This window comes from Chitinophaga hostae, assembly GCF_018224885.1.
Taxonomy (GTDB): domain Bacteria; phylum Bacteroidota; class Bacteroidia; order Chitinophagales; family Chitinophagaceae; genus Chitinophaga; species Chitinophaga hostae.
In genome coordinates this window covers 156,382-169,005 of record NZ_JAGTXB010000014.1, presented here as the reverse complement: position 1 = coordinate 169,005, position 12,624 = coordinate 156,382, and the positions used below count along the sequence as shown (strand labels likewise).

The 12,624-nt window shown below is 48.8% G+C and carries 11 protein-coding genes; 5 read left to right on the top strand and 6 right to left on the bottom strand.

What is annotated here, in order from left to right; all coding sequences use genetic code 11:
• Positions 1-131: 131 nt before the first annotated feature.
• Positions 132-833, top strand: coding sequence for a CDGSH iron-sulfur domain-containing protein (locus tag KE626_RS24320; protein ID WP_211975610.1), 702 nt, complete (start codon positions 132-134; stop codon positions 831-833).
• A 58-nt stretch (positions 834-891) separates the two neighbouring features.
• Positions 892-1,599 (top strand): 3-keto-disaccharide hydrolase, encoded by a 708-nt coding sequence (locus KE626_RS24315; RefSeq protein WP_211975609.1) that lies wholly within the window; start codon positions 892-894, stop codon positions 1,597-1,599.
• Positions 1,600-1,820: 221 nt separating this feature from the next.
• Here the strand turns inward: KE626_RS24315 and KE626_RS24310 are convergent, their stop codons facing one another.
• The 5 genes from KE626_RS24310 to KE626_RS24290 all read right to left on the bottom strand — a co-directional run bounded on the left by KE626_RS24310 (position 1,821) and on the right by KE626_RS24290 (position 7,672).
• Positions 1,821-2,843 (bottom strand): MlaD family protein, encoded by a 1,023-nt coding sequence (locus tag KE626_RS24310; RefSeq protein ID WP_211975608.1) that lies wholly within the window; start codon positions 2,841-2,843, stop codon positions 1,821-1,823.
• A 3-nt stretch (positions 2,844-2,846) separates the two neighbouring features.
• Positions 2,847-3,620, bottom strand: a complete 774-nt coding sequence (locus KE626_RS24305; RefSeq protein WP_211975607.1) for an ABC transporter ATP-binding protein — start codon at positions 3,618-3,620, stop codon at positions 2,847-2,849.
• Positions 3,621-3,624: 4 nt separating this feature from the next.
• The gene (locus KE626_RS24300; RefSeq protein WP_249207658.1) at positions 3,625-4,425 is read right to left on the bottom strand and encodes an MlaE family ABC transporter permease; all 801 of its coding nucleotides are present in this window, start codon (positions 4,423-4,425) and stop codon (positions 3,625-3,627) included.
• A gap of 274 nt (positions 4,426-4,699) precedes the next feature.
• Entirely contained in the window at positions 4,700-6,757 is a 2,058-nt protein-coding gene (locus KE626_RS24295) for a TonB-dependent receptor (RefSeq protein WP_249207656.1), read from the bottom strand.
• 99 nt (positions 6,758-6,856) lie between these two features.
• Entirely contained in the window at positions 6,857-7,672 is an 816-nt protein-coding gene (locus KE626_RS24290) for a serine O-acetyltransferase (RefSeq protein WP_249207655.1), read from the bottom strand.
• A gap of 126 nt (positions 7,673-7,798) precedes the next feature.
• On the opposite strand from KE626_RS24290, the gene bla reads away from it, so the two are divergent.
• On the top strand, positions 7,799-8,515 hold the full coding sequence (gene bla, locus KE626_RS24285; RefSeq protein WP_211975606.1) for a subclass B1 metallo-beta-lactamase: 717 nt from the start codon (positions 7,799-7,801) through the stop codon (positions 8,513-8,515).
• A 54-nt stretch (positions 8,516-8,569) separates the two neighbouring features.
• Here the strand turns inward: bla and KE626_RS24280 are convergent, their stop codons facing one another.
• Positions 8,570-9,280 (bottom strand): hypothetical protein, encoded by a 711-nt coding sequence (locus KE626_RS24280; RefSeq protein WP_211975605.1) that lies wholly within the window; start codon positions 9,278-9,280, stop codon positions 8,570-8,572.
• A gap of 145 nt (positions 9,281-9,425) precedes the next feature.
• On the opposite strand from KE626_RS24280, the gene KE626_RS24275 reads away from it, so the two are divergent.
• Together KE626_RS24275 and KE626_RS24270 are read left to right on the top strand one after the other, a co-directional pair.
• Entirely contained in the window at positions 9,426-10,043 is a 618-nt protein-coding gene (locus KE626_RS24275) for a hypothetical protein (RefSeq protein ID WP_211975604.1), read from the top strand.
• 92 nt (positions 10,044-10,135) lie between these two features.
• On the top strand, positions 10,136-12,622 hold the full coding sequence (locus KE626_RS24270) for a YfhO family protein (protein WP_211975603.1): 2,487 nt from the start codon (positions 10,136-10,138) through the stop codon (positions 12,620-12,622).
• Positions 12,623-12,624 lie beyond the last annotated feature (2 nt).

The following is a 12,624-nucleotide window of genomic DNA, read 5'->3' as shown; positions in this document are numbered from 1 at the left end:
AACCCTTTGGTTGGAAGTTGCTGAATACCGCGGTTTTTTTTATCCTAAAAAATCCTCCCGGTGTTCAGCAACTTTTTTTGTGCCTGGTTGTTGACTACTACCATTATCATCACCCTTAAAATCCAGCCATCATGAAAGCAGCGCCAGGCATACAGGTAAAAGTAACGCTGAACGGACCATACGAGGTAACCGGTAAGGTTCCGCTTCGTATAGAAACCATTGGCGCCAATATCCACAAGGAATCCGTTAAGTGGATACCCGGTAAAACCTTTGAACCAAAAGAGCAGCCCTTTTATCTGTGCAGGTGCGGCCACTCCAAAAACAAACCTTTCTGCGACAACACCCATTTAAAGATCGATTTTGAAGGCACGGAAACAGCCGGTCATACCACCTATGTAGAAGAGGCCGAACTGTTGGAAGGTCCCAACATGTTGCTCACGGATGTGCAACACCTCTGCGCCTTTGCCCGCTTCTGTGATCCTAACGGGCAGGTATGGAATATGGTGAATGATACCGACGATCCTGCCGTGAAGGCGCAGTTTATCAAGCAGGTGGGCGAATGTCCTTCCGGCCGCCTCGTATCCTGGGACCGGGCCACCCAAACGCCTATAGAACCCGAACTGAAGCCGGCCATCGGTATTATAGAAGATCCGGCCAAAGATACCAGTGGGCCGTTGTGGTTACAGGGTGGTATTGAAGTGCTGGATGCCGAAGGCGTGCCCTATGAAATCCGTAACCGCGTTACCCTTTGCAGATGCGGCGCCTCTGCCAACAAACCTTTCTGCGACGGCTCTCATGCGTCGATGGGTTTTAAAGATCATATTGCGCCATAAAAGAAAAGGAACCGGAAACTTATTATATTTAGTCCCTAAATCCCCGGTAAGTTCCTTTATGAAAAAATACATTTTATCCTCCTGCATTGCAGTGGCCCTGTTTGGCGGTGCTGCCAACGTAAACGCACAAACGCGCAGTTTATTCAATTTTAAGGACCTCAGCGGCTGGCACATCGACGTACCCGCCATGGACAAAGACGCTGCTGTTAAAAGCCCTTTTATTGTACGCAACGGCGTAGTGGTGAGCCTGGCCAATCCGCAGGGGCACATCATTACCGACGACAGCTATGAGAACTACCGACTGGAGGTACAGTACCGCTTCCCCGCCAAACCCGGCAACTGCGGTGTACTGGTATTTGTGTCTACCCCCCGGGTGCTGTATGATATGTTTCCAAAATCTATCGAAGTGCAGCTCCAAAATAAGGATGCCGGCGATTTCTGGTGTATAGGTGAAGACATCACCGTTCCTGACATGGAGAAACGCCGCGGTCCCAAAAGTGAATGGGGCGCTGTGGATGGTAAAAAACGCCGCATCATCAATCTCACCGATGGCTCTGAAAAACCATTGGGCCAGTGGAACACCATGATCGTAGAATGTGTGGGCAATGCCGTGAAAGTATGGGTAAACGGCGATCTTGTTAACTATGGTACCGGCGCTACCGCTTCCAAAGGACAAATTGCCCTGCAGGCAGAAGGCTCCGAAGTGGAATTCCGTAAAGTAGACCTCACTCCTATTACAACACTTTCCGCAAAAGGACATGATTGACCAGGAAGTAACGCCTTCGGCGTTTGTCTTTGGGCAGGATTAGTGTGATTATGATGATTGTGCTGATTTTATTTCTTTTTTTGAAAGAAGCTTTCTTTTTTTCGAAATTGTTTACCAGAAAGATAATGACATAGATCAGAAAAAGCTAAAATCAATATAATCATCATAATCACACTAATCCTGCCCAAAGACAAACGCCGAAGGCGTTCTAACTCGCTTCGCTATTTCTGCGCCTGCCTGGCCGCCTTCTCTTTTTCCTGCTGAGCCTTTCTTTCCCGCTTCGCCTGCTTCCTGAAGTAACCGCGGAAAAGGAAATTATTTCTGACGGCCATCATATTGGTATCCAGCTTTTCTGTGCTGGTTTCCAGGTTATAGATAGTGGCTTTGAATGCATCTGCCAGCAAGGTGTCCTGTAGCAACATGCCTATGGGCGCGTTGCTGTTAGCCATATTTGCCTTGATGCCGGCACTTGTTTCCCGCAGATCTGCCACGGTTTGATTTGCATTCTTTGCCGCATTGTTCATTTGCGCTACTGCCATGCGTAAATTGGCAAACACCATGGTATCCGTTATCAGGTCGTTTGACAATACCCCCTTGGTTTGCAGTTTAGCCGCATACAAAGAAAGGGCGCTGGTAAGCCGGCGTGTATTGGCCACTGCATCATTCAATCCCGCCATGGTGGTGTTCAGGTTCTTATATACCGAATCATCTGTGAGCAGTTTTCCCAGGGTTCCTTTTCCGTCTACCATCCCTTTGGTAATTATTTTGAGGTTGTCGGTTATTTCCACGAGACTTTTGTTATTGACCTGCAGTGTATTCATAATTTCTTCTGTACTTAAACCACTGCCCACCGTCAACTGGTCCCCGTCTTCAATCACGGGCATATCCGGCGTGCCGCCGGAGAGCATCACTACCTTATTTCCCATGAGGCCTTCGGAGCTGATGCGGGCTACCACATCTTTATGTAAAAACTCCTGGGAGCTTTTATCGATATTCATCAGCACCAGGATTTCATTTGTTTTTACAAAGCTTATTTTTTTGACCGTTCCTATCTTCACACCGGAATACAGGATGTTCCTGCCTGCGGCCAAACCGTTCACATCTTTAAATACGGCTTTTACCTGGACCGATTTGCTGAATAATTTTTGTTGCTTGCCCAGCATCATAACGGCGGCCACAAGGATGGCCAACCCCAGGAATACAAAGATGCCTACAATGACAGCACGTTTTTTTCCTCCTTCCATAGCTTATTGTATAAAATTATAGTCGTAAAAACTTTTTATCAGGCCGGTTTTTTCGTTGAATACTTCGTCAAAAGTTCCCGTTTGTATAAACTTCCCTTCATCCATTACGGCCACCCGGTCGCCCACTTCTTTAGCGCAGGTGAGGTCGTGTGTAATAATGATGGAGCTGGTATTGAAACGCTCTTTCACTGCGATGATCAGTTTGTTGAGTTCCATACTGGTAATAGGATCCAGTCCTGCCGTAGGTTCATCGTACAACATAATTTCCGGTCGCAGGATCAGCGTGCGCCCGATACCGATCCGCTTTTTTTGTCCGCCCGACAGCTCCGAGGGCAGCTGGTTAATGGTGTCCGGCAACCCGATGGCCTCCAGTACTATGTCGACCGTTTTACGGATCTGGTCTTTCGTAAAACTCCGGTTGTTACGCTGCAACGGAAAGGCCAGGTTTTCGCCCACGGTCATACTATCGTACAGGGCGCTGCTTTGAAAAGAGAAGCCCACTTTGAGCCGCAGCGCCCGGAGGTCGGCATCTTTCAGCTGATCCACGTCTTCGCCCAGCACATTCACGGTGCCGGCATCCTGTTTCAATAACCCGATAATAATTTTGATCAGCACCGATTTACCGGTACCGGAACGGCCCAGCACCACTACATTTTCTCCTTTGTACAGATCGAGGTCAATGCCCTGTAATACGTGCTTTTCGCCGAACGACTTGTACAGCTCCCGTATTTTGATAACAGTGGTATTCCGGTCTACCTGGTGATTATTTTCTTTCATACTGTTAGCGGATAGAGTTAAACACGTGAACAATGATGACTTCCTCAATAAAGATCAGGAACATGGATACGATCACGGAAACATTGGCGGCTTTACCTACGCCCATGGTGCCCTGCGACGCGTTCCAACCCTGGTAGCAGCTTACAATACCGATAGTAAATCCATAAAGAATGGCTTTGGTTAAAGCCGTGGTGTAATCGAGGAAAGTGATCTGGGCAAAAGCGTTGTCAAAAAAGGATACCAGGCTGGTTTGTTCATGGGCATGCACATCAATATAAGATCCGAGGCAGCCGATCAGCGCATTGTAGAACATGAGCAACGGTAAACATATGGTCATTGCCGTTACCCGGGTCACCACGAGGTACCGGAATGGGTTAATGGCAGAAACCTCCATGGCATCGATCTGTTCTGTTACTTTCATGGAGCCCAGCTCCGCGCCTATGCTGGATCCTACCTTACCGGCGCAGATCAGTGCTGCAATGAGCGGGGCCAGCGCCCTTACAACGGCAATGGCTACCAGGGAAGGTAGCCAGGCGGTAACACCGAACTCGGAAAGCGTAGGGCGTGATTGTTCTGTGAACACCACGCCCGTTATAAACCCTGTTACCGTGACAAGGGCCAGCGATTTATATCCCACCTGGTAACACTGCCGCACAAATTCACCCCATTCCACGGGAGGCCGGAAGGCTTCCCGGAAAAAACGGCCTAAGAAGACGGCAATGTTATAAAAGACGAGAAAAAAACCATCAATTTTAGCGGTAATGACCGGCTTATCCTGTTTTCCGTTATTAGAATTCATCGTCATGTAAATAGCTTACACACTAATTACAATTCTATGCCGCTTTTGTTAAACCGGGAGCATTATTATGTCCGTCTCAGCCGGGGAGCGGATTTATTTCCAGCGGTACGCTCATGGTCCAGCATTCGGTAATTTTGCCGTCCTTAAATTTGAGGATGTCAGTTCCCACTACGGTAAATTCCTTCCCCACTATATCGCCCTGCTTGCCGGTAAGCCCTGCAAATACGCCTGTTGCTTATGTTTGGCAAGATTGGTCAGGATAGCTTTTTCGTGCATATGCTTATAATTGCAGGCTGATGCCGCCGAAATAGTTTCTTCCGGGGGCTGGATTATAAAAACGGTTGCCGAAGGCATTCAGGTCGTTGCCCAGGCTATACTTTACATCCAGCAGGTTATCGGCCCCGGCGCGTAAAGCGAGACTGTAGCGGGTATGCAGCGGCAGTTTCCAGCTAACGCCGGCCTGCAGCAGGTGGTAACTTCCTGCGTAGGTGCTGTTCGCATCATCCAGCGGAATGCGGCTCGTAAAAGTATGCTGGGTATACAACGTAACGCTGGCCGGCAGCTGCCATAAGAGGCTGCTCACCAGCACATGCTGCGGCACCCCGGTTAAGCGGTTACCCGAATAATTTTTCCCCGAGCTGATATAGTCGCTGAAAGTGAAATCGCTGAAGGTGTATCCTTCCTGCCATTTTATACCGCGCAGCAGACCCTGTTGTCCTGGCTTTACAAGCCACCAGGCGCCCAGCACTTCTATGCCTTTCTGGTGAACGCCGCCGGCGTTCACAAAATATTCTTCACTGTTGCTGTCCAGCCGTTTTACGATGGCATTTTGCATCTGGTAATAAAAGAAGGCTGCATCAATCGAGGCACGGCCACGGCGGGTAGCCGCCCGGATACCGGCTTCATAGTTCCAGCCTGTTTCCGGCTGCAGGGAGGTATTAATAACGTTGTTGGATGCACGAACTTCCGCGGTGGCGGGCGGCGAGTAGCCCCTGCTTACCGTTAGTCTGCCGGTAACAAGCGGCGTAAACAGGTACGACATCGACAGCCGCGGCATCAGTTGTGGCGTAAAACGAATATTCGTATGACCGTTGCTGTTATAGCTGTATCCATAGTAGTTTAAACTCGCGGCAGCTTCTAAGGTAAAATTGTTAACAGTGGCATGAAAGCGGGTAAAGAAAAAATACTGGCGGGCTTTGAGCTTGTCGGCAGCTATCACGGTATCACGTTTTCCGCCCCGGTTACCATAGTTGATAACATCGGTGCTGGTTTGCTGCCACTCTACGCCGTTCAGCCATTTCCATTGGAAGGTGCTTTGCTGCTCGGGGTTATTCACCCATTGCAGGTAGGTACGAAAGCCGGCGGTATTTTCGTCTCTTGCTTCATAGTTAGTGATAAAGGGATTTTCGAAATGCGTGTTGGCGCCGAACACCGCCAGCACATGCTGCAGCCGGGGGCTAAACTGCGCTTCGTGGATCAGTCCTCCCTGGAAGGTACGATTGTAGATGCCCGCTTTTTGCGCAAGGGCGCCTGGGCCAGCCGGTGAAGAAGGGCGGGCCGACCGCGGATTGGCCTGGCTTTGCGCCAACGTTAATCCGCCCGGTGTGAGGTAAGACAGGTCCGAATAAAAGGCCAGTAACTTCAACGCATACCCGGGTTTGTATTCCCATCGCTGGGCGGTTTGGGTATACGATCTTTTCATAGCAGTATTCTGGCGGTAGCCATCTGCCCGCTGGTATCCCTGGAAAACCTGTACCTGGTAATTTTTAAATTGTTGTTGCCAGCCAATGCTGCCATGAAAAAGCCCGTAGCTGCCCCCCTGCAGGTTTACCTGCAGGTGATGCGTATCGTTTGGCGGCGGCGCCAGATCCAATCGCACCACGCCGCCGGAGTTAGCCCCAAACAGGCTGCCATCCGGTCCTTTCAGTACTTCCGCCCGGTAAATAACGTCGGGATCTACCAGGTTCAGATAGGTATTGCCGCCCGCATCGGTCAGCGGGATATCATCTGCATAAATTTTTATATTACGTATTCCAAAGGGAGAACGGAGCAAACTACCCCTGATGGATAAACGATAACTGCCGGGAGATCTTTCCTCCATTCGTATACCCGGCACCGTATTAAGAGCGGGCAGCAGCGAGGCGCCCTGTTGCAAGCGGAACGCTGCCGGCGATAACACACTCACGGCCGTGGGTACCCGCTGCAGTGAAGCTTTTGAAAAATAGGATTGTACCACTACTTCGGGCAGCTGTTGCAAAGTATCCCGCTGTGCCTGTAACCCGTTAGTGATACTTAACATCGTTAATAAAATGCCAACCGGTAAAATTCTTATTCGCATGTTTGTATAAGTTCTTGTTCCGCGCGCGGCGGTCATCTTTCAACAAGGCTTAATATATAAATATTTCTGCGAATTGCACCTGTATTTGTGTGGAATGCCCTATACGCCTGTTTTTGTGGTGATTCTTACCTGGTGTGTATTAAATACCTGTGAGAAGGGAGGAACACTTTTCGTAATAAATACGCTGCCGCCGATGATACTGCTTTTCCCGATAACCGTGTTGCCGCCAAGGATGGTACTGCGGGCATAAATGATGACATTATCCTCCACGGTGGGATGTCTTTTTACATCAGACAGCTCTTTGGTTACATGCAATGCGCCCAGGGTAACGCCCTGGTAAATCACCACGTTGGAGCCAATGATGCTGGTGGCGCCAATTACAATGCCGGTGCCATGGTCAATGATAAAGGGTACGTCTATGGTGGCGTTGGGATGAATGTCGATACCTGTTTTGCCATGCGCATATTCACTGATGATGCGTGGCAGCACAGGTATATCCAACCGGGTAAGCCTGTTTGCAATCCGGTAAACGGTAATGGCATAAAAGCCCGGATAAGACACAATTACTTCGTTTACGCTGGTGGCCGCCGGGTCATATTCATGGATTTTAGCCGCATCCTGGCGGAGATGCTGATAAATGATTCCCAATGAGTTATAGAAGGCGTGTACAATATCTTCTATAGGTACTTCCCGGGGATCCAGGTAACTTAACAGGATGTTCTCCAGGTCTATCTGGTTCTTTTTCAGGATGCCTTCATAGGAGGTTTGTTTAGGGAGATGATTGCCGGGAAACAGGAAACCGACCAGGTCGTTCAACCAGGTAATGGCGTCCTGGGCAGCAGGCGTTGCCTCCCACTCTGCATGATGCGTTTTCCGCAACAGGTTTATCAGCGACTGTGTATGACGACTATCCAAAACGGTTGATTTCAGAGTAAGATATGAATAATCTACTAAATTAGTAGGATAATGTTTTGGGAGAGAAAAATTAAAAAATGCCACGGCAGATGAATGTCTTATTTTCGTGGTTTATTAGTGGAAATCATGAAGAAAATTCTCCTCTCAATTTGTTGCCTGTCAGGCATCTTTGCAGCAGCTGCACAGGATACCGCATTCCGGATAAAAACCGCCCCGGTAACCGGAAATGTATTTGTACATGTTTCTTATGGCGGATTCAAAGGAAAAGTATATGCCGCCAACGGATTATACATCGTCACCAAAAACGGGATCATCTTAATAGATACCCCCTGGAGCGAAGATCAGACCAGGCAGTTAACAGACACACTGGAGCAGCGGTATCATAAAAAAATTGTTGCCTGCATCGTTACCCATTTTCATGAAGACAAAACAGCCGGACTGGAAGTATTGCGGAAGCAGGGCGTAAAAACGTACAGCACCCAACAAACGCTGGACCTGTGCAAAGCAAACGATAATAAACTGGCGGAGTTTGTATTCCGCAAGGATACCAGCTTTCGTATTGATGGCGTGACCCTGCAAACATATTACCCCGGGGAAGGCCATTCAAAAGACAACCTGGTAATTTGGCTGCCCAAAAACAAAGTGCTGTATGGCGGCTGCTTTATAAAAAGTATGGAAGCCACTAACCTGGGCAATGTGGCCGATGGTAACGTGAAGGCATGGCCGGGGTCTGTAGCACGGATGATGGCCAGGTTCCCGCATCCGGCGTATGTGATACCTGGTCATGATGGCTGGCAGGGTGGCATAGGAGCGGTGACGCATACACTGGAATTGCTGAAGTAATATAGACAACCGTCGCCAATCATAACTACTCCGGTCGTCTGTACAATTCTTGTGTTACAAACGTAAATCTACAATGGCGCTGTCCTGCAACCCCTCATTTTCAAACCACACCCGGATCTTACCCGGAGCTACTTTTTTTATGAACCCCGGGAAACCCGGGGAGCTACTACTGCTATCAATGTACTGTGCTGTGTTACCAAAGAAGCCATATTCATTATTTAACGCCGGGGGATCAGGCAATTGCCAATCCCAAACAGAAAACCGATATAGCTCTTCCCAGTGATGATTGCGGTAGGTGACCAGGGTACAATGATTGAGTGCCGACCAGTCCGCCAGACTTACCACATATGAAATTTCATCCGTGCCATCCCCATTTAAGTCTCCTTCATTCTTTATCCATGACAATCCGAATGACAATCCCCCGGAAATATAAAGTGTATCTAGCATTTCATTGTTGCTGTTTACAAATGACATTACTGAGCGAGCGGCGTTTAGCCGTACCTGTTGGTCATAGTCCACATCATGATAATACTTATTGGTTTCCTGCCGGGTGAGCAGATCAACAAAATGTTCGGTCAGGGTATCCTTACGGCCATCGCCGTCAAAGTCTCCCTCTAAAACGAAGCGGTTACCCATTTCCGGCGCCGGCTGCACTCTCCTTGCTAAAGCAACTTTACCGTTACCCGGGTCGTTAACAGCATGTGGTTGGCCACAACTCATAACCAGGCAGCTATATGCCAGCAGTAAAGGGTACAGGTGTTTCATAAAATGTATAGTGATAAAGGTAACGGCCATAAGCATGAAATCCAATAACACCTTGTTGTCATCGTCAAGGTAACTTGACAGTAGCCCTCCAAAAAACTACAAGGCTCCCTGTATATTTCAATATATTTACCCGCTAATTTATCATATGAAGTATAGTATCCTATTTTTTGCCGGCATCCTGACAGCTTGTAATACGAATTCACCGGCGAAAAGCAATCCTGTGAAAGACAGCCCTGTAACCATTGATACTGCTACCCCTGTGGCTGTGCCGGTGGCGGTGGCAGCAACCACACTACCGGCTGCTGATAGCAACATCATTACGGGCGACTTTAACGGCGACGGACAAACGGAGTCCGCGTTTGTGGTACTCGCCAAACGGGGAAACGGTAACCCTGTAGAAGATGGCGTACCCGATGAATATGCCCTGCGGTTTTCAGACAGCACCCTGCCGGCGGTCAATATTGGCTGTTGTGAGGCAAGACTCATCAACGAAGGCGATCTTAACAGCGACAATGCCGATGAGGTCAGCGTATTCCAGGCGCCGCCCAATGGCAATACTTATAAAATGAGCACCTGGACATTTGACGAACAACGCTGGAGAGAATTATCCGACCCGTTTCTGATTCCTACAGGAGGAGATTTTATCGCGGATAGAGAACTCCAAAAAAGAGTATTCCTTGAAAACCATATCCTCTATTTTCTCGACACAGACCTGAATGACGAGCATTTGAAACTGGTGAAAAAGAAGGCGATGCTGCGTTAATGAAGAACTTAAAGTAATACTTTAAGTAAGTGATAATTTTGATTAAAAATAACTTTAGATAAATATCTGAGTAAACAGAAAATCAAATAGATATGAAATCAACGTGGACCAAAGCTTTAATAGAGCACCTGGCAGCATTATTGATTTTTTTAGTGCTGGGTTTTGTGTTTTGCAGCCCGGTACTGGACGGAAAAAAACTGTTCCAGTCGGACATGATGCATTACCAGGGGATGCAAAAAGAAGCGGCAGATTATTACCAGGCGACCGGTGATTTACCCATGTGGACAAACAGCATGTTTGGTGGTATGCCCTCTTATGTCATCTTCACAGGTCCATCTACCAACAAAATTGGTATCCTTAATAAAATCCTCACCCTTGGATTGCCCAACCCGGTAGATATGTTTTTTGTGCTGATGATGGGCATGTATGTATTTCTCACGGTAATGGATGTACGTTACTGGATAAGAATAATGGGCGCCATTGCCTATGGCTTTACCACCTTTACAGTGGTAAGCATGGATGCCGGACACATTACCAAGGTAATGAGCATGGCCTATATGGCGCCGGTGCTGGCAGGAATGATACTCACCTACCGGGGTCGTTACATCGCCGGCGCCTCGCTCACCGCAGTGGCAGCAGCCGTACAGATCTATTATAATCACCCGCAGATCACTTACTATACGTTGCTGATCGCTGTTTGTCTTGCTGTGGCTGCCGGTATAAACGCTTTCCGGGAGAAGCAATTGCCGCGTTTTCTCAAGGCATCGGTACTGCTGGCCATTGCCGGTGGAATGGCCGTATTGCCTGCCATGGACAACCTGCTGATCATGAAAGAGTATACCAACTATACGATACGCGGCAGCCAGTCGGAGTTAACGCTTAATCAGCAGGACCTGGCCAATAAAAAATCAGGCGGGCTGGATATTAACTACGCATTTCAGTGGAGTTATGGTAAGGGAGAAACATTCACCCTGCTGCTACCCCACCTCGTTGGCGGCTCCACCGGCGAAGCCTTGTCTACCAATTCCAGCACCTATAAAGCGCTGATAGAAATCGGCGTACCACCGGCCAGGGCAGAAGCGGCGGTGAACAGCGCCAGCTGGCAGCTATACTGGGGCGCACAACCGTTTACCTCCGGACCTGCTTACATTGGCGCTATCATCTGCTTCCTGTTTGTACTGTCCCTGCTGATTATAAAAAGCTGGCATAAATGGTGGCTGGTGGCTGCTACCGTTATTGGTATTGTGTTAAGCTGGGGCGCCAACTTCCCGGAGCTGAATAACTTCCTCTTTTATCACCTTCCGCTCTATAGCAAATTCAGGGCGCCTACTATGGCCCTCGCCATTCCGCAGGTAACCATGGTGATCCTCGCCTGTTGGGCTTTGCAGGAACTGGTATATGGGAATCAGTCAAAAGCACAACTACAGCAATACCTGAAAATGGCCTTCTATGTTACTACCGGCCTTGTGATATTACTGGCACTGGGTGGCAGTGTGCTTTATCCCTTCAGTGGTCCGGCCGATAATGCCTTCCTGGCCCGTTACGCCCGGCAGCTGGGAGGCGATGCACCGGCAGCCCGCTTACTGGGCGCCCTGAAACAGGACCGCAGCGCAGCACTGAGAACCGACGGTATCCGCGCACTGATCCTCATCATAGTAGCTTTTGCCGCCCTGTGGTATTTCCTGAAGGACAAATTAAAAGCCGGGTATGCTGTACTGATCATCACAGCGGCTGTATTGTTTGATCTTTTCCAGATCGACAAAACCTACATGAATGAAAACAACTTCAACGACGCTGTCCAAATGGCCGATTATATTACGCCATCAGCCGCCGATGAACAGATCCTGAAAGATAAGGACCCGTATTACCGCGTCATTAATCTTACCACTAATCCTTTCCTGGATGCCAACACCTCGTACTTTCATAAATCAGTAGGCGGACAAAGTCCCGCCAAATTGTGGATCTATGAAGACCTGATCGAGCACCAGCTCACAAAGAACAATATGGCGGTGTTTAATATGCTTAACACCAAATACTTTATAGTGCCGGATCAGCAATCCGGACAACCCATAGCACAACTGAACCCCGGCGCACTGGGTAACGCCTGGTTTGTAAAAGCCATCAGCTGGGTGCCGGATGCTAACACCGAAATGCGCGCACTAGATCACTTTAATCCGAAAGATACGGTGATCATTGATCAGCGCTTCCGCGCCACCACAGGAGCTTTCACACCTGCTGCCGACAGCAGCGCAACAATTACGCTGACCAAATACGGACTGAATGCCTTAAAGTATACCGCCCAAAACAACGGCGAGGGACTGGCGGTATTCTCCGACATCTACTATCCCGCCGGATGGAAAGCATACATCGATGGAAAGGAATCGCCCATAATCCGGGTGAACTATGCATTGCGCGGTCTGAAAATACCGGCAGGCAAGCACGAAATCGATTTTAAATTTGAACCCGCCACCTTCTTCCTTGGAAGAAAGATAGCAGGGATATCGTCGGTATTGTTGCTGGTACTGGTGGCTGCCGGCTTTGGCTGGACTGCCTGGAAATCGCGTTCAGCTGTCGAATAAAA

Bases quoted from the DNA above. Each gene is read 5' to 3' on its own strand.
- KE626_RS24315 (WP_211975609.1), top strand. From the start codon at position 892: ATGAAAAAATACATTTTATCCTCCTGCATTGCAGTGGCCCTGTTTGGC.
- KE626_RS24280 (WP_211975605.1), bottom strand. From the start codon at position 9,280: ATGAAACACCTGTACCCTTTACTGCTGGCATATAGCTGCCTGGTTATG.
- KE626_RS24305 (WP_211975607.1), bottom strand. From the start codon at position 3,620: ATGAAAGAAAATAATCACCAGGTAGACCGGAATACCACTGTTATCAAA.
- KE626_RS24295 (WP_249207656.1), bottom strand. From the start codon at position 6,757: ATGCGAATAAGAATTTTACCGGTTGGCATTTTATTAACGATGTTAAGT.
- KE626_RS24275 (WP_211975604.1), top strand. From the start codon at position 9,426: ATGAAGTATAGTATCCTATTTTTTGCCGGCATCCTGACAGCTTGTAAT.
- bla (WP_211975606.1), top strand. From the start codon at position 7,799: ATGAAGAAAATTCTCCTCTCAATTTGTTGCCTGTCAGGCATCTTTGCA.
- KE626_RS24300 (WP_249207658.1), bottom strand. From the start codon at position 4,425: ATGACGATGAATTCTAATAACGGAAAACAGGATAAGCCGGTCATTACC.
- KE626_RS24270 (WP_211975603.1), top strand. From the start codon at position 10,136: ATGAAATCAACGTGGACCAAAGCTTTAATAGAGCACCTGGCAGCATTA.
- KE626_RS24320 (WP_211975610.1), top strand. From the start codon at position 132: ATGAAAGCAGCGCCAGGCATACAGGTAAAAGTAACGCTGAACGGACCA.
- KE626_RS24310 (WP_211975608.1), bottom strand. From the start codon at position 2,843: ATGGAAGGAGGAAAAAAACGTGCTGTCATTGTAGGCATCTTTGTATTC.